This window comes from Acinetobacter sp. BY419, assembly GCF_019038395.1.
In the GTDB taxonomy this organism is placed as follows: Bacteria; Pseudomonadota; Gammaproteobacteria; order Pseudomonadales; family Moraxellaceae; genus Acinetobacter.
The window spans coordinates 1-18,864 of the sequence record NZ_JAGFXZ010000033.1 but is presented as its reverse complement, the minus strand read 5'-3'; the positions used below and the strand labels follow the sequence as shown (position 1 = coordinate 18,864).

Here is an 18,864-nt window from a genome sequence, read left to right as displayed (position 1 = left end):
GATTTTAGTTTCATACAATGAAGATAAGCTTAATTAAAACAAGACAGGATGGCCTAGGTCATGAAAAAGTTAATCGGTATTATGGCAGTTGCCACTCTTTCCACCTTTATGTTGGCAGGTTGTGAAAACATGTCGAACAAAAATCAACGTATTGGTGCTGCTGCCTTAGGTGGTGCAGTCGGTGGTGGTGTAGGTAATAGTGTCGGTGGTGGTGTCGGTTCTGCGATTGGCGGTGGTGCAGGTGCAGCAGTGGGCAGTAAATCCCAAGGCGGTTCAAACCGTAATGCAACTTATAGCGGTGTAGGGGGTGCCGTAGGTTCAGCCGTCGGTAAAAGCATCTTCGGGGGGAATGCGGGTGCTGCGATTGGCGGTGCACTCGGTGGTGGTGCCGGTGCAGCCATTGAGCAGGATAACCGTCGTCGCTAAGTCGAAAAGCTTCAAAATCCTCTAGATTTAAAAGCGCCTCATGGGCGCTTTTATCTTAGCTGGAAGAGGAAGTTTTACCTTTACTCTGTTTACGGCGGATATAAACCGTTTTCTCTACTTCAGCAATCCTGACCCCAGCTTCATCATATATATTCAGCTGATAATGCCGATACACTGGCGCATGGTCGGCAGCCAAATGAATAACCGTGGCAATTTCTTCTGCAGAAAGCCGAATGTCAGCCACCACTGTTCCGCGACCAGGTGCCAAAAACTGAATGCTGGCGCTTTTATCCCAAACCAAGTATTTTGGCCCCAAATGATGCATCAGCAATAACATATAAAACGGATCGACCATCGAATACAGGCTGCCACCAAAATGCACACCCACAATATTCTGGTTTTTACGGGTCAGCGGCATTTTGACCCGAATGTGATAATTATTAAAATCAAGCTTATCAATTTCGATGCCTGCACCTCGATAAGGTGCATAGCGGTTCAGAATAAATTTTGAAACCAGAGGCAGTTTTTGAATTTTCTGGAAGAGGTTCATACTGACATTCTTTTTGTGGGTGTGATTATGCATACTAGAGCAACAAAAATGCGCTGGCATTGATCAATCATGCCGATTTATAAACTAATCAGTCAATAACAAAAACAGGATCAAAAGATGGAAATGCAAATGCAATGGGTCGATACCACGGATCAGCAACGTCTCTGTGTCAAAACTTACGGACAGCCCACACAGCCGGCATTGGTGCTGGTTCATGGCTATCCCGATCATCAGGCTGTCTGGGAGCCAGTCATTGCTTATTTGAGCCAGGATTATTTTATTGTGACCTATGATGTGCGTGGCGCAGGTGAGTCCAGTATTCCTAAAAAAATCTCGGATTACCGCTTGGCACGATTAAGTCAGGATCTGGAGGAGGTGGTGAACAAGGTATTGCCGAATCGTGCTTTTCACCTGGCAGCGCATGACTGGGGGTCAATTCAATCCTGGGAATCTGTCACAGATTTAAGATTCAAAGGAAGAATTCTGTCCTATAGCACGCTGTCCGGTCCCTGTCTGGATCATGCAGCTTTCTGGATGCGTGAACAGTTCCAGCAAGACAAAGCAAAATTTTTCAAGCAAATGAGCAAGTCCTGGTATATCGCGGTATTCCAGTTGCCATTGGTGGCGCCCATGACCTGGAATTTTTTCACTCCGGAACGCTGGGCCAAGATCGTACAGCAACTGGAAAGACGGGATGATCTGCCGCTCAATCCGCATATAGTCAAAGATGGTAAATATGGCGTAAACCTGTACCGAGCCAACTTTTTGCCACGTTTAACCCAACCCCGGCAGCGCTTTGCCATCTGTCCGGTACAAGCGATTGTACTGAAATATGACAAGTTTGTCGGCCCCGATCTGGTCGATGAGATGTCAAAATGGGTAGATGATTTCTCTAAAGTAGAACTGCCCGCCAATCACTGGGCAATTCTGAGTCAGCCAGAGCAAGTTGCTCAATTGATTGATAATTTTATTCAGCGTAAATCTGCTGCTAGCGATTGACAGGCCACTTCACGAAGTATGACCCGGCCAGAAAAAAGTGGCGGAATTTTTATCCATATTTTCTGATAAAATAGCCGCTTTCTCTCTATTCCGATTCATTATGTTCGCAATTCTTGCTGCTATTGGAGTCATGTTTGGACTCTCATTGGCACGTGTGCCTGTGGTTTTTGCCCTGGTCATTGGTGCTGTTACAGGTGGTTTATTGGCAGGTCTGGGCCTGCAGGGAACCTTGGACGCGTTTAACAATGGCTTGGGTGGTGGTGCCAAAATTGCCTTGGCTTACGGTATATTAGGTGCGTTTGCTTTGGCCTTGGCACGTTCGGGTCTACCGGATTTATTGGCCTATAAAATGATTAGTACCTTAAAGGGTGAGGCCGATTTTAAAGCACAAAACCGGATGAAATATCTGATCTTTTTCACAGTAGCCATTGCTGCCGTGTTCTCGCAGAACGTCATTCCTGTGCATATTGCCTTCATTCCGGTGCTGATTCCACCGCTATTGATTGTATTTAACCATTTACAGCTTGATCGCCGTCTGGTGGCCTGTTTGCTGACCTTTGGCTTGGTTGCGACCTATATGCTGATTCCAGTCGGTTTTGGTGCGATTTTCCTGAATGATATTCTGGGTTATAACATTAATACCTTTGGTAAGCCTTATGGTTTTGAAATTAGCTATGACCAGATTCCATCTGCCATGGCGATTCCGGTATTTGGTATGTTCGTTGGCTTATTGGTGGCTATATTTATCAGCTATCGTAAACCGCGTCAGTACAAAGACATTCAGGTCGAAAAGCCGCAAAGTATTTCTTCTGAACTAGGGGCAGAGCCACAGCTTAAACCTGAAATTTCGAAATTTACCATCTGGATGGCAGGTCTTGCTGTTGTTTTAACACTGGTGGTACAACTGTATTCAGATTCAATGATCCTGGCAGGTCTGGTCGGTGTCGCGATTCTCAGCTGTGCTGGCATTTTCAAGTGGAAAGAAGCGGATGACGTAATCATTACCGGTATGCGCATGATGGCGCTGGTCGGTTTTATCATGATTGCAGCACAAGGTTTTGCAGCCGTGATTGAGGCAACCAATCAGGTACCTGCGCTGGTCGAAGCATCAGTCAACTGGATTGGTAATAGTCAGGCACTGGCCGCATTCTTGATGTTGTTGATCGGTCTGTTGATTACCTTAGGTATTGGTTCATCCTTTTCAACCATCCCCATTCTGGCGATTATCTATGTGCCGCTGTGTATCCAGTTCGGTTTTAGCCCTGCAGCGACCATTGCGATTATCGGGACTGCAGCAGCGTTGGGTGATGCCGGTTCACCAGCGTCGGATTCAACTTTAGGCCCCACTTCGGGTTTAAACATGGATGGTCAGCATGACCATATGAAAGACAGTGTCGTACCTACTTTTATTCATTTTAATATTCCGCTGATGATTTTTGGCTGGATTGCAGCCATGGTTCTTTAAGATAATGTCAATCTGCTCTGATATTTATTGGAGCAGATTAATCTGAATTTAAAATGAATAATAGGTTGCATTTTTAATATGGTTTAAATAAAAATTAATATAAACCTGATTGATTTAGTTGGTATTTAAAACCAACCAAATTGGTCTATTTAAAATAAATAAGTAACAAAAACAATAATTTAAATAATATTGAATATTTAGTTTTATAATCCCTATTGCATATTAATTCCTTCCATGTTTATTATTAACTAATTCTTTATTTCTTAATAAATCATCTTCCACTGGGGATTAAAATGTTAAAGCAAGTTGCTCTAGTTGCATTAATGGGTCTTTCTGCATCTGCGATGGCAGGTCAATGGCAAGTTAAAGTGGGTGCGAGTTCTTTAGCACCGTCTGAAGACAAAAATGTATTGGCTGGTGGTGCATTTGAAAATGTAAAAGCTTCCCAAGAGTATGGTTTTACACCATCTGTAGAATATTTCTTTAATGATAATTTTTCAGCTGAATTATTACTGGCAACTCCTTTTAAACATGATGTTTCTTCAGGCGGTCAAGATATCGCGTCTTTTAAACATTTACCGCCAACTCTTACAGCAAAATATAATTTTAAAAATACCACGCGCTTTACTCCGTATATTGGTGTAGGTGCTACAGTAGTAGTGCCATGGGATGAAAAAGTTGCAATTGAAGGTGCTAAATTGGATGCAGATGTTGCATATGGGGTAGCAGGACAGGTGGGCTTTAACTTCCAGCCTGCAGATGCAAAAAACTGGGGAGTATTTGCTGATGTACGTTATGCTGATGTTAAAACCGATTTAACGCTTAAAGTTGATGGACAGGAAACCAATATTGGCGAATTGAAAGTCAATCCTTGGGTCTACACGATTGGTTATAGCTACAAATTCTAAGCTTTCATATTCCTGGATTGATTTTCCAATAGCCTCATCTTGTATGAGGCTTTTTTTTTCAAAATGACAACGATTTATCACCTATTGAAATTGAGCAGATCGGCAATGTTCAACTATATTAAAATGAATAAAGTAAATATTAATTGAATACGACTTAATAATTGATAATAAGGAAGATCAGCATGAAGTTTTTAATCCAGGGTATTGTGATCTTCTTTAGCCTGTTGGCGGCATCTGCCTATGCAGCCAGTTTTGATTGTCAGAAAGCTGAAACCGTAACAGAGAAAGCCATTTGTGAACATCGTCTGCTCAATGATGCTGATGTCAAAATGAGTACCAGCTATTATATTCTGCGCCATATGGTACCTATGGGAACCCGCTCGGTGATTCAGCGCGATCAGGTGAAGTGGTTACAATTCCGTGACCGCTGTCAGGAATCAGTGTCCTGCCTGAGTCAGGTCTATAATATGCGTCAGCAGCAACTGGACTTGCAGTTTCAACGTATTTATAAGCTTGGGCCTTATTAAGTTAAGACCCAGTTTCCGCCTGTTTAAATCCAAGTCTCTACAAGAACAAGTGATCCTTCATAAATCTCTTGAGAAAAAATATACAACTGGCTATTGAAAATTTGATAAGTCACTCCATTCATATAGGCAGCAGTAGTAATCTGTATCTAAAATAATAGGAGTGATTCATGAGCGATTTAAGCGTAAAAAAACATAGTTTCCAAGCTGAGGTAGCACAATTACTGCACCTCGTGACCCATTCGCTTTATTCAAACCCTGAAATTTTCCTGCGCGAATTGATTTCGAATGCCTCAGATGCCTGTGATAAATTGCGTTTTGAAGGAATTAATCATCCCGAATTTTATGAAAATGATCCGGATCTACGCGTTCGTGTCAGCCTCGATGCAGACAATAAAACCATTACCATTTCAGACAATGGCATCGGCTTAAGCGAACAGGAAGCCATTGATAATTTAGGTACTATCGCCAAATCGGGCACCAAAGACTTTATGTCCAAACTGACGGGTGATCAAAAAGCTGATGCCCAGCTGATTGGCCAGTTTGGTGTCGGTTTCTATTCCGGTTTTATTGTAGCCGACAAGATCACGGTAGAGTCACGCCGTGCCGGTGCAGACCCGTCTGAAGGAGTACGCTGGATCAGTGGCGGAACCGGTGAATTTGAAGTTGAACAGATCACTAAACAAGGCCGTGGTACCGATATTATTCTGCACCTGCGTGACGATGCACTGGATTATCTGCAAAGCTATAAAGTGAAGCAGATCATCAATAAATATTCAGACCATATTAGCTTGCCAATCCAGATGCAAAAAGAAGTCTGGCAGGAGGACGAAGCGGCTGAAGGAGAAAATGCTCAAGGCGGCCACTATGTTAAGACCGATGAGTGGGAAACAATTAACTCGGCCAGTGCATTATGGACACGTAACAAATCCGAGATTACTGAAGAGCAGTATGTCGAGTTCTACAAGAACTTAAGTCATGATTTCGCGGCGCCATTAGCCTGGGCGCATAACCGCGTTGAGGGTAGTACTGAATATACCCAGTTACTGTATATTCCAAGCAAAGCGCCACATGACATTTTCACCCGTGAATCAAAAGCGGGTATCAAGCTGTATGTGAAACGCGTGTTCATTATGGATGATGCAGATAATCTGATCCCGCATTACCTGCGTTTTGTACAGGGCGTGGTGGACAGCGCGGATTTGCCTTTGAACGTCAGCCGTGAGTTATTACAAGAAAGCCGTGATGTGAAAACCATCCGTGAAGGTAATGCCCGCCGTATCCTGACCATCTTGGACAATCTGGCTAAATCTGAAGATGAAAAAGATCAGGAAAAATTCAAGACTTTCTATCAGGAATTTGCTTCAGTATTGAAGGAAGGTCTGGGTGAAGATTTTGCTAACCGTGAACGCATTTTGAAACTGCTGCGTTATGCAACCTCGAACAATGATGAGGTCAGCACTTCATTGGCAGACTATAAAGCACGCATGAAAGACGGCCAGAAAGCCATTTATTATGTGACTGCAGATAACCTGAATGCTGCGAAAAATTCACCACAGCTGGAACTGTTCAAGAAAAAAGGCATTGAAGTTCTGCTGATGACCGAACGCGTGGATGAATGGGCGATGAACTTCGTACATGAGTTTGATGGTACGCCATTGCAAAACGTGTCCAAGGGTGCAGTGGACTTGGGTGACCTTCAGGATGAGGAAGAGAAGAAAGCCCTTGAAGAAGCCGCAGCACAGTTTAAACCGGTGGTAGATAAACTGACTGACTCCTTAAAAGACAAGACCAAAGAAGTGCGGGTTACCACGCGTCTGGTCGATTCTCCGGCTTGTCTGGTGACTGGTGAAGGTGAATTGTCTCCACAGTTAATTCGTATGCTGAAAGATGCAGGTCAGCCTGTACCGGATATCAAGCCGATTCTGGAAATTAACCCGGAACATCCGTTGGTGAAAAAACTGGAGGGTTCAGCGCAGTTTGATGATCTGGCCAACGTGATCTTTGACCAGGCGGTAATTGCGGAAGGTGGATTACCTGAAAATCCTGCTGAATATGTGAAGCGTGTTAATAGTTTACTACTTTCTTAAATCCTCATTCTCTGACTTTAAAAATCCCTCTCCGGAGGGATTTTTTTATATCTTCCTCGGGCTTAAATTTAGAACAAGGCCTCTAGACGAACTAAAGCACCGACATAGTGGTCACGATCTTCCCGATGGTCATTCAGATAGTTCAGGTCAGTCTGGACAAAAAACCATTCACGTAAAAAAGGCTGTCTCCAGGACACATACGGTCCCCAGCGATTCAGGCGTAAATCCTTGTCATTCAGATATCCCCCGGTATAAATACCGTAGCTGAAACGATTATCCTGAAAAAACTGATGTTGCCTGAAGGTAAAGTTGTCCCAGGTCAGATCGTCGTCTTGATCATCCGCATAGGTCAGACTGAGCTGATTGGAGAGAAAGGCCTGATTGGGGCGGGCATGGACCAGTTCCAGATTGGTTCGCAAATAGTTTTCACTCTGAATGCCATAGCGATAAATCTGTTCGGCATGAAAAGAGTAATCATTTTCCAGCATCCAGTCCCTGCTGGCTTTGACACGCAGGTAAATATCATCTCCAGAACGTATACCCAGATCCAGATCGGTTTCGAAAGGAATGCGATCCGACCATTCAGACCAGCGTAAGGCAAAGGAGCTGTTATCTTCACGTGCGCGTTTGCTATCCAGACGTTTATCTCCAGGGGTGGCGGGGTTTTCATTGGTAATCGCGACATTGTTGTTTAATTCATTGTCCAGGCTGTCATCACCAAAAACCACACTCAGTTTTTGTTCCAGGGTCGGAAGTTTGATCCTGCCGCGAATACGGGGCTTAATCTCATAGCCTTCATATTCATCCCAGCGATTATCTAAAATCACCCGCAGTGTGGCTGCAGCCGGCTGCTCCGGATTGGTGTCACCAAACCAGTTATCAATTTTATGCGCAGTACGATCTGCCCATTCCCGGATGCCTTTCTGCTTTTGATCCGTCCATGAACCATTTTCAGTTTCCAGCGTGGATGGAACAATGGCTACATCCGATTGCTCTGGTAAAACAGTCGGTGTTGCATCGATCCAACGTGGAATCTGATCCAGTAATCCTGACCGGCTTGGCTCTGTTTTCTGTGGGCTGGCAGGAGTATCTGTTACTGAATTTGCCCAAGACATGGTAGTACTCATACCCAAGCCTAAAGAGAGCAGTAAGATTTGAGTAATCCTGTTTATTTGCATGAGATGTTTGTTGCTCTTGATATTCTTATATTCAGCTGTAGTTTTCTAAAAAATGACCCTGAAAAGCAAGTTAAAGCTACAAAATAACAGCAATTATTCAATCATTTGGGTCTGAATTTCCCGATAAAGCTCCATGACCTGAACCGGATGCGGCATTGTTAAAATAATATTGTGAATATTCTGCCAATTTAGCTGTTTGTCGCGTTGCAGCAAGATGTGTGGATAGGCCAGCTCATCCTCTGCGAGAGAAATACGTTTTTCACCATGAATCACCCGGATTTTTTGATGTTCTTGTAGCAAGAGCACCGGGGTAGAAAAATCAGCAGGAGCTTCTTCAAATGAGATAAATTTTTGCTTGTGGATAAAATGGGCGGATATAAACGGGTGATAATCAGGTTGTGTCCAGACTGTTTCCGCCTGTTGCAAGTAAGCTGTTGAAAAGAGCTCCAGTTGCATGAGACTGCTACTTAGTGCAGACCACGCCAGTGATTTAATTGCGGCAGCTTGGCGTTGATGCTGGGTAAGCCAATGTTTAATACAATAGTGAGCCTGCAACTGACTCGATACACCTAAGAGCATCAAATATTTGACAAACTGACCTTGCAGATCCAACTGTTCAACCAGATAAACCTGACGTGTCTGCCAGTTATCTTCTGCGGCATAATAAAGTGCGATATCCAGATGGGGTGGATGGTCAATATCTGGTCCCAGTTCCAAAGCACAGAGCCGCTGGATATTGACTTCTTCTAAACCGAAAAGGCGAACCTGAGCGCTCACGCTACCCAGTTGGATTTCTGCAGGAAATTGAATCAGTTCAGAGGGTGTAATCTGTTCTTTATGAATTGTCGGTTCTGTTTCTAGCTGAGGAGCTGGACTTTCGAGTGTAGTTCCTATCTGAGAGGGTGGCTCATCTGGGCGACTCAATTCCAGTGTCTGGATTCTTGCCTTCGGCCGTCCCCGATAATATTTGCTGGTTTCCATAGCTTGTGAGCTGGTTTCAGCCACGTTCAGGGACAAGGCCGGCACCATCAAGGGTAGATCTTCTTTCAGGCAAGCAGACTGCTGTTGTTGTTGCATTAGCCAGATATAACATTGTTGCAGTTCAGCCCATGAACTATGCAGGGCAGGACTCCGGGGAGCAGGCATTAGCCAGATCTGCCAGCCATCCTCAGGATGATGTAAAACAGCCCAGCCTGATTCCGGATGGGCATATAGTGCTTTTTCCAGCGTCAAGATGTCGGTGAAATAACCACGAAAGCTGAGATGATAAGATGTGTCCGCAGAAAATTGGTAGGCGAAAAGTTCAGGTTGAGTCCGGGCTTTAAATGCTGAAATCTGGGTTTTGAAAATAGGCTCATCACATAGATTAAAAATATCGCGTATTCTTTTTTTTGAACGGGCAACTTCATACAGAGGCAGGGCTTTATGCTTCAGTTGCTGTGTCATTCCCTGTAATTCTTTGATTAATTGTGCTTTTTCTAAAGCATTCATTTTTTAATCTCTAGAGATGTTGCAGTGCTTTATCCAGTGTGTATACGAGTACAATGTTGATCGCCAGTTCGACCAGTTTATATTCAGCAGAATTTGAGTCTGTATGGCATTCTGCCATTTCAATTAAGTAATCAATAGAAATCGACTGAGGCGGAATTTTGCCTTGTACTAATGCCTGAAGTTCATGCATAACAAAATCTTCTCAACATCAATATATTTATAATGCTGCAATTATAAGCAGAGATCATATAAAATAGTGATCTATTTTGAGTGTTTTATAAACAAAATTTTTTGTAAAAAGTGATAAAAATCAATAAAAAAAATTAGAGTGGGAAGTGGTTGAAATTTTTTTAGAGTTGTATGTCTTTAACCTGCAGAGGGTGAGTGAGGCAATAAGCAAAACAGGCTGAATTAATCAGCCTGTTTTAACAAAATAATAGCTTGGCTTTTAAGCTGTTTTTTCAGCTGCCGCAGTCGCAGAATCTGAATGTACTGTTTCAGCAGGTGCTTTAGTCACCGGAAAATCGGGCAGGTAAACCACTTGTGCTGATGCTTGAATAGAAAAAGCCATAACGGTTGCTGCGAAAGCAAATTTAAGAGCATTCATAAGATGACCTTTCATATCAAAGAGTTCAATGACTTGAACGTGGGTTGAAGATTTAAACTTACCGCGAGTGAAATAATAGCAAATAAGACTTAATAGAAAATGATAGATTCGGCAAATTCAGGCAGTAAATTTTAGATAAATTACTCTATAAAACAATATATTAGTGTATTTACTCTAGTCTGGTTTTTATGATTTTTCAGGGTTTTATGCTTTATTTTAATGATCAGAACCTGAACATCATCAGCTACTAAAGGAAGAAGTCATCTGGTTTTTAAGATGGCAATGTAAGACTGATTTCGGGCTTTGTTCCATCCATGTAAGTTTTTGCTATTGCTTGTTTACGAGCTGCTGCAAGCTTATAAGAATGGACTAAGATGGGATTCCATTCATTTTCACCCTGAGAGTTTTGTTATGGCAATTGCAAAAGTGGTAGAAGTCAATTCAAGCAGTAATAAAAGCTTTGAAGATGCAATTCAAACGGGCATTCAAAAAGTCACAGAAACGGTTAAAAATGTACAAGGTGCCTGGATCAATGAACAAAAGGTTGTCATTAAAGAAAATAAAATCACGGAATATCGTGTGAATTTAAAAATTAGTTTTCTGGTTGATTAAGTGAATTCAATTTAATCATCAATAAAAAACCCCATTTGAATGGGGTTTTTTTATTGAAGGATTTTATTCAGCTTGCTTCGGTGTGTCACAAGTTTCTTCTGTGGAGCACTGTGCTGCCTGATTGTTTGGTGATGTATCGAGCGCTTTTTCAAATACTTGCAGGAAAACTTCTTTAGGCTGCGCACCTGCCAATGCCACACGTTGATCAAAAACAAAGAAAGGTACACCGGTCACTTTGAGCTGATCTTGTGCTACTTCCTGATCGAATTTGACAAAATCAGCAAATTCGTCCGAATCCAGCAGATCATCGACTTCGACCGGATTCAGGCCAATACGTGCTGCGACATCTTCCAGCGTTTCACGTTCACCAATGGGCAGACCTTGAGTCATATAGCTGTAGAACAAAGCTTCCTCTGCTTCATTGCCCAGACCTTTGCTTTGCGCCAGATGAATCAGGCGATGGGCATTAAAGGTATTGCCTGAATTGGCGCCTTCCCAGTTAAATTCAATTCCTTCTGCTTTGGCCATGTCAGCAATATTGCGCTGCATCTCTTCGACTTCTGCCACGGTACGACCATACTTTTGTGCCAGACGCTCAGAGTTGGACACTTCTTGGCGCACAGGTGCTTCAGGGTCGAGCTGGAAACTATGCCAATGTACTTCAAGCTCAATACCTGCTTCCTGTGCAGCAGCTTCTAAACGTTTTTTGCCAATATAGCAGAAGGGGCAAACCACATCTGACCAGATATCTACGCGCATGTCATGTCTCTAATTTTACTCTTGTGTTTAAGTATGAGGGTGAAGAATCAGAATTTAAAGTCCTTGAGCATCAGAAGAGCATTTCTACAGCATATCAGCAGCATGAAAACTAGAAGAGAATAGGGAGGGTAGCTAGATGACTTTCTCAAAAGACTCCGTCGATTACTATTCAAGAGATATAAAAATGCTATAAAAAAACGCCCCGTAGGGCGTTTTTCTGATGCGGTCAATTATGCAGTTTTTACTGCAGCTTCCACAGCAAGCATGTGACCATTTTCTTCGAAGTTTGAGTGCCAAGACAGCGCTTCACGAAGAAGATGAGGCGTATGGCCGCCTTTTGCAGAAGCACGGTCAAAGTAATCATTCAATGCATCACGGTACATTGGGTGCGCACAGTGATCAATCACTGCACGGGCACGCTCGCGCGGCGCCAAACCACGAAGATCCGCTAGACCTTGTTCAGTCACGAGAATATCTACATCGTGTTCTGCATGGTCGATATGTGAAGCAAATGGCACCACAGAAGAGATGTCGCCACCTTTCGCGATTGATTTGGTCACGAAGATCGCCAGGTGCGCATTACGTGCGAAGTCACCTGAACCACCAATACCGTTCATCATTTTGGTACCACATACGTGAGTCGAGTTCACGTTACCGTAAATATCAAACTCAAGTGCCGTGTTGATACCGATAATACCTAAACGGCGTACCAGTTCAGGATGGTTTGAAATTTCCTGTGGACGTAATACCAGTTTGTCTTTGTATTGCTCAAGGTTGTTAAATACTTTCTCGCCATATTTAGCAGAAAGGGTAATAGAAGAACCTGAAGCAAACTTCATTTTACCTGCATCGATCAATTCAAAGGTACAGTCTTGTAGTACTTCTGAGTACATGATCAAGTCTTCGAAGTTTGAATCTTTCAGACCCGTCAATACGGCATTTGCGATTGAACCAATCCCTGCTTGAAGAGGTCCGAGGTTTTTCGGTAGACGTTCTTCAGCTACTTCTTTTTCAAAGAAAGCGATCAGGTGGCTGGCAATGGCTTGAGTTTCATCATCCGGTGCAGTCACGGTAGATGGAGAGTCATGCAATTCGTTGTTGAACACGATACCAACAATTTTTGCTGGATCGATATTGATCGCATGCGTACCGATACGTTCATCGACCTGAGTCAATGGAATCGCCTGACGTGTTGGACGATAAGTCGGGATATAGATATCGTGCAAGCCTTCAAATGCCGGGCTTAGGTTGGTATTGATTTCTACAATCACTTTTTCAGCAAAAATGGCAAAGCTTGCAGAGTTACCTACAGACGTTGTCGGAATGATGCCGCCATCTTCAGTAATCGCTACGGCTTCAATGATCGCAATATCTGGTTTTTTCAACTGCAGGTTACGCATTTGCTCAACGGTTTCAGACAAGTGCTGGTCAATGAACATCACTTCGCCGTTGTTGATGGCTTTACGTAAAGTGCTGTCGACCTGGAACGGTAAACGACGTGCCAGTACGCCAGCTTCAGTCAGTTGTTTGTCTAGATCGTTTCCTAGTGATGCACCAGTAATTAACGTGATCTTTAATGGATTCACTTTTGCCTGTTGAACTAAAGCTAAAGGAACCGCCTTCGCTTCACCAGCGCGAGTAAAGCCACTCATACCCACAGTCATGCCATCTTTGATGAATTCAGCCGCTTGTTCTGGGCTGATGACTTTGTTGTGTAGGGAGGCTAAACGGATACGATCTAAAGACATTTTAACTCTCATTAATTCTTAAACTATGATACGGATTGTACCGCTCAAAAAAGTATTGTGCATAGGTGTTAGGCTAAGGTCTAATTTTTTAGCTAAATGTGGGTATAACAAAAAATGATGATTTTTAAGTGATTGATTTAATGATATATAAAATGAATTGTATAGAAAAACTAAAAAGTCGTATGTTGGATTATTGATCACATCTTAAAAGTGATCAGTCAAGGTTTGGCGGATTTTATCGAGTGTGGTGGCTGGAGGAGGTGTCTCTGGACTGGCCTGATTCAAGGGCAGTGAAATGATGGCTTCGAGTCCACCTTCAGGGCGATTATGAATGTGTAATTGACCTTGGTGAATATCGACAATCCGTTTCACAATGGCCAGCCCCAAGCCACTGCCTTGGACGGTTCGTGCTGAATTCCCTCGTACAAAAGGCTGCATCAGGGTTTCAATCTGGTCTTCCGGGATACCTTCGCCATGGTCTGCAACACAAATTAATAGCTGGTCTCCCTCTACATAGGCAGCAAGCTCAATCGGTTCTGAACCATAACGTTTCGAGTTGTTGATCAGATTGCCAATCAGTCTTTTTAGCGACATGCTTCGCGCCTGAATGGTCGGTATTTCTTGCGGAGTGAAACGGATATCTAGTGGTTTAAACTGCTTGATCAGTTCCTGTAACAGCACATTGACATTGGTGTCTTGTGGTTCTTCATCGGAACCATCGCGCATATAGGAAATAAACTGATCCAGAATAGCGTCCATATCTTCAACATCATAGATCAGACCTTCTTTCAGAAAGTCATCATCGGGCATCATTTCGGCACTGAGGCGAATCCGGGTCAAAGGGGTGCGCAAGTCATGGGAAATACCGGCCAGCATGATTCGACGTTCCCGTTCGGTCTGGTCCAGCGTGTAAATCATCTGGTTGAAGGCGTGATTGACCTGCCGGATTTCCAGTGGGCCATGATTGGTATCCAGATAGGGCGCTGAACCGATTCGGCTATAACTGTTGGCGGCATTCTGCAAGCGGCGTAAAGGACGGTTCAGCTGGCGCACCAGGGTCAAGATAATAATGCCGACAATAATCGGTGTGCCGAGCAGCCAGCCCAGAATCAGTTCATTGCTATAGTTGGCATAAGTCTTTAAAGGCTCTTGTACCCAGTGACCATTCATTTCAGGGGTCTGGATCCAGATACGTGGACTCGGTTTAAACTGGAAATAGACCGTGGCTTCTTCAATGCGCAGTTCTTTGGCCAGCTTGGTTTCGATCTGCCGGGTAAAAAATTCTGCAATTACTTTGTCCCGGACAGTGGGATATTCTGCCGGATTGGTGACGTATTCAATACCGACCCGGTTTTTTAACCAGTCGTCAATATCGACTTCCTGCTGTTTATGATACAGACGCAGGTCAGGATTATTGAGAATTTCCAGTTCCATGGCCAGATAACGCGCATGTTGTTGTATTTCAGGTAAAAACAAGGTTCGCCAAAAAAACCACAAGGACATAAACAGGCTGAAACAGACCACAAAAACCACCAGTACCGTGGTACGCATGGCAGCAGAACGCGGTTTGATCTTGTCTATAAAACGTTCCCAGCGGGTACGTTTTGTTTCCGAGTAGCTGACAAAATCGGTAAATTTTTGCGGGTCGATGGGATCGAGTTTCACGCCAGCTTCCTGTGGGCAATTTTATTCTGAAAATCAGCAGTAATGTTCTTGGCGGAGTATTACTGCATTGACATTTAATCGAAGGATTTTCTGATGTTACTTTTTAAAAAATAACCAAAAACCTTGCCATTCGCTGAACTCGCATATTTCCATGTGAGCCTGTGACGTAGTTGTAACTCAAACAGCAGCGAATGGCTTGAGGGATAATAAATCGAAGTGATCTTTATCCTATATTTTTTTCTTTATTCCACACCATCTGGAACAAAGACATAACCCACACCCCATACGGTTTGAATATAACGTGCGCGCGCAGGATTCTCTTCCACCAGACGGCGTAAACGTGACACTTGAACGTCAATCGAGCGTTCCATTGCACCCCATTCACGACCACGTGCCAGATTCATCAGCTTGTCACGAGTAAGCGGTTCACGCGGATGCTGAACCAGTGCTTTAAGTACCGCAAATTCACCGGTAGTAAGCGTTACGACTTGGCCTTCACGGGTCAGGGTACGGGTGGACAGATCCAGTGACCATGGTCCAAAGGTGACCACTTCCATTTGCTGGCTCGGTGCACCCGGCACTTCGCGTACCTGCCGGCGCAATACCGCACGGATACGTGCCAGTAATTCATTCGGGTTAAACGGTTTAGGCAGATAGTCATCGGCACCTGCTTCCAGACCGGCAATACGGTCAGAATCGCTACCACGTGCGGTGAGCATAATAATCGGGGTGTCAATGTTGGACTGGCGTAAACGACGGCAGATACTTAAACCATCTTCTACAGGCAACATAAAGTCGAGCACGATCAGAGAAAAAAGTTCCCGTTGTAAAAGCCGATCCATCTGTGTGGCGTCATGTGCGGTTTTTACCACAAAACCTTTGTCTTCGAGGAAGCGCTGCAGCAGGGTGCGCAGACGGACATCATCATCAACAACCAGAATACGTTCGACTCGGTCTGTTTCGCTATGTGTGGCATCGGCTTTTTCAGCAGGTACAACTAAACTCATGAGATGCTCCTTTATTCTTTATTGTCATCATAAACAAAAAAATGAAATATGCTTTGAGTATACGATTCATTGATATCAATTGACTATGCTCTAAAGCACCAAATATTGCAGTTAAAATCAAGACATAGATACCAAATATATACATCTAAATAGGCAGAAAATGCTATTTAGTGAACGATAAAAAGCAAAGTTGATACAAACTTTGTCGGGAAAAGCTGAAAACTGTGGCGCTTCATAATATAAAGGTGAGGCAAATTAATAAAAACAATGGTGGATTTTATAGACCTGGTCTTTATAATCATGCCATTTAGTACTTATCCTTGTGGGATCAAACACGATGACTGACTTAGTTCAGCAGTTGGCAAAAGAACTTGCCGTACGTCCAAACCAAGTTGAGGCTGCCATCAAGCTTATTGATGAGGGTGCCAGTGTCCCTTTTATTGCACGTTACCGTAAAGAAGTAACGCAAGGCTTAGACGATACGCAACTACGTCAACTCGATACGCGTCTATCATACTTGCGTGATTTGTATGAGCGCCGTGAAAAGGTGATTGAATCACTCAAAGAACAAGATAAATTGTCTGATGATTTGTTGGCGCGTGTGAATGCCGCTGAAACCAAAAATGCATTAGAAGAACTTTACGCGCCATACCGTCCAAAACGTACCAGTAAATCATTTAAGGCAAAAGAAGCGGGTTTAGGCCCAATTGCTGAAAAAATCTTTACTGAAGCCGTTGATCCAGCGGAAGCACTGGCAGGCTTCAGTCATGAAGACTACCCAGATACTGAAAGCCAGCTTGATGCGATCCAGCACATCCTGATTGACGACTGGGCGCAAAATATCGCGCTGACCACTGAGCTGAAAGCTACATTTGCAAAAACGGCTGTGCTTAAAAGTTTAGTCGCAAGCGAAGAGAAAAAAGAAGTCGGCAAGAAATTCCGCGATTATTTCGATTTCTCTGAAAACCTGAATAAAGTGCCTTCACATCGTTTACTGGCGATGCTGCGTGGCCGTCAAGAAAACGTCTTGGGCCTGAAAGTTGAGGGTGAAGATGCTGCTCCATTGGCGCGTATTGAGACTGAATACAATCTAGAAACGATTCAACCGCAAGCGCGTCAGGATTTCTTGAAGCAAACTGCAAAGCTGTTCTGGCTTGGCAAAGTTCGTCCAAGCATTGAACATTCATTGCTGACTGAAAAACGTCTGGCTGCTGAAACAGAAGCAATGAACGTATTTGCGGAAAACCTGCGTCATTTACTGCTTTCTGCACCTGCAGGCGCACGTACGACTCTGGGCGTTGATCCGGGCATCCGTACCGGCGTGAAACTGGCGGTGGTGAATGAATCAGGCGATGTCCTTGCACACAGCACGATTTATCCATTTGCACCAAAAGATGATAAAGAAGGTTCATTGGCTGAGCTGGCGCGTTTATGCCGTGAGTTCAATGTAGACCTGATCGCGATTGGCAATGGTACGGCAAGCCGTGAAACCGAAGCATTAGTGGCTGAAATGATGGCTGCGAATAGCGACCTTAAATTGACGCGTGTATCTGTGTCTGAAGCAGGTGCGTCTGTTTATTCTGCTTCTGAACTGGCATCACAAGAGCTTCCAGAGCTGGATGTGTCGATTCGCGGTGCGGTTTCAATTGCACGCCGTTTACAGGATCCACTGGCTGAACTGGTCAAAATCGATCCAAAATCGATTGGTGTAGGTCAGTATCAACATGACGTGAACCAGACCGGTCTGGCGAAAACGCTTGAAGCGGTCGTTGAAGACTGCGTGAACTCGGTAGGGGTCGATGTAAATACTGCATCTTCTGCAATTTTGGGTTATATCGCCGGTCTGAATAAATCGATTGCACAGCAAATTGTAGAATTCCGTAAGGAAAATGGCCGTTTTGATAACCGTCAGTCTTTGAAGAAAGTGCCACGTTTAGGCGAGCGTACTTTTGAGCAGGCTGCGGGCTTCTTGCGTATTCAAGATGGCTCTGAGCCACTGGATGCTTCTGCAGTTCACCCTGAATCATATGCTTTGGTGAGCAAAATTGTTGAAGCGAAAGCAACCACAGTGAAAGACATCATTGGCAATACTGAAATCATTCGCCAGGTGAATCCTGAAGAATTTGTAGATGAGCAATTCGGTCTGCCTACGATTCAAGACGTGTTGGCAGAACTGGAAAAACCGGGTCGTGATCCGCGTCCAGAATTCCGCACTGCGAAGTTCCGTGATGACATCACCGAAGTTGCCCAGTTGGCTGAAGGCATGCAGCTGGAAGGTGTGGTGACCAATGTTACTAACTTCGGTGCATTTGTCGATGTGGGTGTGCATCAAGACGGTTTGGTACATATTTCTGAACTTGCCAATGAATTTGTCGCGGATCCGCATAAAGTGGTGAAACCGGGTCAAATCGTGCAAGTACGTGTATTGAATGTCGATGCTGAACGTAATCGTGTGAATTTATCGATGCGTCCTGAAGGTTCTGAGGCTCCGGCAAAAGCACCACGTCAGCCACGCCGTGAAAATAATGAGCCACGTGGTGAGCGTAAGCCTCAAAGCAAACGTCCACAGCAAGCACGTCCGCAAGGTGAGCGTCCTCAGGGTAAGAAACCACAAGCGGCTAAACCACAAGAGCAAAAAATTGGTGGTTTGGGTGCATTGTTATTGCAAGCAGGGATTAAAGGTTCGAAATAATCTTTAATTAGCAAATCTTAGATTAGCATTTGAAGTGCAACACCATGTTGTTGCCATAATACCTGACTCGGACTTTTAAAGCCGAGTCTTTTTCTTGGACGATGATTTATACGGTCAGTGATTTCTGAAATGTATTCATCCGT

17 protein-coding genes are annotated in these 18,864 nt (G+C 43.9%); 8 read left to right on the top strand and 9 right to left on the bottom strand.

Features of this window, described 5'->3' with window-relative positions; all coding sequences use genetic code 11:
- The first annotated feature begins 60 nt into the window (after window positions 1–60).
- Window positions 61–426: a DNA transfer protein p32 gene (locus KUG37_RS12090; protein WP_216936907.1), complete on the top strand. Its 366-nt coding sequence runs from the start codon at window positions 61–63 to the stop codon at window positions 424–426.
- 55 nt (window positions 427–481) lie between these two features.
- On the opposite strand, the gene KUG37_RS12085 is transcribed toward KUG37_RS12090, so the two are convergent.
- Complete coding sequence (locus KUG37_RS12085) at window positions 482–976, bottom strand: DUF4442 domain-containing protein (RefSeq protein ID WP_216936906.1); 495 nt, start codon at window positions 974–976, stop codon at window positions 482–484.
- Between the two features lie 117 nt (window positions 977–1,093).
- Here KUG37_RS12085 and KUG37_RS12080 point away from each other — a divergent pair, with 117 nt between their 5' ends.
- From KUG37_RS12080 to htpG, 5 genes are all read left to right on the top strand, one after another.
- Window positions 1,094–1,975 carry an alpha/beta fold hydrolase gene (locus tag KUG37_RS12080; RefSeq protein ID WP_216936905.1) on the top strand — a complete coding sequence of 294 codons (882 nt, stop codon included), beginning with the start codon at window positions 1,094–1,096 and terminating at the stop codon, window positions 1,973–1,975.
- Window positions 1,976–2,075: 100 nt separating this feature from the next.
- A complete protein-coding gene (locus tag KUG37_RS12075; protein WP_216936904.1) occupies window positions 2,076–3,440 on the top strand; it encodes a Na+/H+ antiporter family protein in 1,365 nt (454 codons plus the stop codon).
- Between the two features lie 293 nt (window positions 3,441–3,733).
- Window positions 3,734–4,348 carry an OmpW family protein gene (locus KUG37_RS12070; RefSeq protein WP_216936903.1) on the top strand — a complete coding sequence of 205 codons (615 nt, stop codon included), beginning with the start codon at window positions 3,734–3,736 and terminating at the stop codon, window positions 4,346–4,348.
- A 182-nt stretch (window positions 4,349–4,530) separates the two neighbouring features.
- A complete protein-coding gene (locus KUG37_RS12065; RefSeq protein WP_216936902.1) occupies window positions 4,531–4,875 on the top strand; it encodes a lysozyme inhibitor LprI family protein in 345 nt (114 codons plus the stop codon).
- Between the two features lie 167 nt (window positions 4,876–5,042).
- Window positions 5,043–6,962, top strand: coding sequence for a molecular chaperone HtpG (htpG, locus tag KUG37_RS12060; protein ID WP_216936901.1), 1,920 nt, complete (start codon window positions 5,043–5,045; stop codon window positions 6,960–6,962).
- Between the two features lie 68 nt (window positions 6,963–7,030).
- Here the strand turns inward: htpG and KUG37_RS12055 are convergent, their stop codons facing one another.
- The 4 genes from KUG37_RS12055 to KUG37_RS12040 all read right to left on the bottom strand — a co-directional run bounded on the left by KUG37_RS12055 (window position 7,031) and on the right by KUG37_RS12040 (window position 10,238).
- Window positions 7,031–8,140 carry a hypothetical protein gene (locus KUG37_RS12055; protein WP_216936900.1) on the bottom strand — a complete coding sequence of 370 codons (1,110 nt, stop codon included), beginning with the start codon at window positions 8,138–8,140 and terminating at the stop codon, window positions 7,031–7,033.
- A 93-nt stretch (window positions 8,141–8,233) separates the two neighbouring features.
- Entirely contained in the window at window positions 8,234–9,631 is a 1,398-nt protein-coding gene (locus tag KUG37_RS12050; RefSeq protein ID WP_216936899.1) for a hypothetical protein, read from the bottom strand.
- A 10-nt stretch (window positions 9,632–9,641) separates the two neighbouring features.
- Window positions 9,642–9,821, bottom strand: a complete 180-nt coding sequence (locus KUG37_RS12045) for a hypothetical protein (RefSeq protein ID WP_216936898.1) — start codon at window positions 9,819–9,821, stop codon at window positions 9,642–9,644.
- 258 nt (window positions 9,822–10,079) lie between these two features.
- Window positions 10,080–10,238, bottom strand: coding sequence for a hypothetical protein (locus tag KUG37_RS12040; protein WP_216936897.1), 159 nt, complete (start codon window positions 10,236–10,238; stop codon window positions 10,080–10,082).
- Between the two features lie 411 nt (window positions 10,239–10,649).
- Between KUG37_RS12040 and KUG37_RS12035 the strand changes: the two genes are divergently transcribed.
- Window positions 10,650–10,850 (top strand): dodecin family protein, encoded by a 201-nt coding sequence (locus tag KUG37_RS12035; RefSeq protein ID WP_004278594.1) that lies wholly within the window; start codon window positions 10,650–10,652, stop codon window positions 10,848–10,850.
- 63 nt (window positions 10,851–10,913) lie between these two features.
- Here KUG37_RS12035 and KUG37_RS12030 read toward each other — a convergent pair whose 3' ends face one another.
- From KUG37_RS12030 to ompR, 4 genes are all read right to left on the bottom strand, one after another.
- Entirely contained in the window at window positions 10,914–11,609 is a 696-nt protein-coding gene (locus tag KUG37_RS12030) for a DsbA family oxidoreductase (protein ID WP_216936896.1), read from the bottom strand.
- A gap of 230 nt (window positions 11,610–11,839) precedes the next feature.
- Entirely contained in the window at window positions 11,840–13,357 is a 1,518-nt protein-coding gene (locus KUG37_RS12025) for an acetyl-CoA hydrolase/transferase family protein (protein ID WP_216936895.1), read from the bottom strand.
- Window positions 13,358–13,561: 204 nt separating this feature from the next.
- Window positions 13,562–15,022 (bottom strand): ATP-binding protein, encoded by a 1,461-nt coding sequence (locus KUG37_RS12020; protein ID WP_216936894.1) that lies wholly within the window; start codon window positions 15,020–15,022, stop codon window positions 13,562–13,564.
- 242 nt (window positions 15,023–15,264) lie between these two features.
- Window positions 15,265–16,029, bottom strand: coding sequence for a two-component system response regulator OmpR (ompR, locus tag KUG37_RS12015; RefSeq protein ID WP_216936893.1), 765 nt, complete (start codon window positions 16,027–16,029; stop codon window positions 15,265–15,267).
- A gap of 337 nt (window positions 16,030–16,366) precedes the next feature.
- Between ompR and KUG37_RS12010 the strand changes: the two genes are divergently transcribed.
- On the top strand, window positions 16,367–18,721 hold the full coding sequence (locus KUG37_RS12010) for a Tex family protein (protein WP_216936892.1): 2,355 nt from the start codon (window positions 16,367–16,369) through the stop codon (window positions 18,719–18,721).
- Window positions 18,722–18,864: the final 143 nt, after the last annotated feature.

Bases quoted from the DNA above. Each gene is read 5' to 3' on its own strand.
- KUG37_RS12050 (WP_216936899.1), bottom strand. From the start codon at position 9,631: ATGAATGCTTTAGAAAAAGCACAATTAATCAAAGAATTACAGGGAATG.
- KUG37_RS12080 (WP_216936905.1), top strand. From the start codon at position 1,094: ATGGAAATGCAAATGCAATGGGTCGATACCACGGATCAGCAACGTCTC.
- KUG37_RS12025 (WP_216936895.1), bottom strand. From the start codon at position 13,357: ATGTCTTTAGATCGTATCCGTTTAGCCTCCCTACACAACAAAGTCATC.
- KUG37_RS12055 (WP_216936900.1), bottom strand. From the start codon at position 8,140: ATGCAAATAAACAGGATTACTCAAATCTTACTGCTCTCTTTAGGCTTG.
- KUG37_RS12090 (WP_216936907.1), top strand. From the start codon at position 61: ATGAAAAAGTTAATCGGTATTATGGCAGTTGCCACTCTTTCCACCTTT.
- KUG37_RS12010 (WP_216936892.1), top strand. From the start codon at position 16,367: ATGACTGACTTAGTTCAGCAGTTGGCAAAAGAACTTGCCGTACGTCCA.
- KUG37_RS12065 (WP_216936902.1), top strand. From the start codon at position 4,531: ATGAAGTTTTTAATCCAGGGTATTGTGATCTTCTTTAGCCTGTTGGCG.
- KUG37_RS12040 (WP_216936897.1), bottom strand. From the start codon at position 10,238: ATGAATGCTCTTAAATTTGCTTTCGCAGCAACCGTTATGGCTTTTTCT.
- KUG37_RS12070 (WP_216936903.1), top strand. From the start codon at position 3,734: ATGTTAAAGCAAGTTGCTCTAGTTGCATTAATGGGTCTTTCTGCATCT.
- htpG (WP_216936901.1), top strand. From the start codon at position 5,043: ATGAGCGATTTAAGCGTAAAAAAACATAGTTTCCAAGCTGAGGTAGCA.
- KUG37_RS12085 (WP_216936906.1), bottom strand. From the start codon at position 976: ATGAACCTCTTCCAGAAAATTCAAAAACTGCCTCTGGTTTCAAAATTT.
- KUG37_RS12045 (WP_216936898.1), bottom strand. From the start codon at position 9,821: ATGCATGAACTTCAGGCATTAGTACAAGGCAAAATTCCGCCTCAGTCG.
- KUG37_RS12035 (WP_004278594.1), top strand. From the start codon at position 10,650: ATGGCAATTGCAAAAGTGGTAGAAGTCAATTCAAGCAGTAATAAAAGC.
- ompR (WP_216936893.1), bottom strand. From the start codon at position 16,029: ATGAGTTTAGTTGTACCTGCTGAAAAAGCCGATGCCACACATAGCGAA.
- KUG37_RS12030 (WP_216936896.1), bottom strand. From the start codon at position 11,609: ATGCGCGTAGATATCTGGTCAGATGTGGTTTGCCCCTTCTGCTATATT.
- KUG37_RS12075 (WP_216936904.1), top strand. From the start codon at position 2,076: ATGTTCGCAATTCTTGCTGCTATTGGAGTCATGTTTGGACTCTCATTG.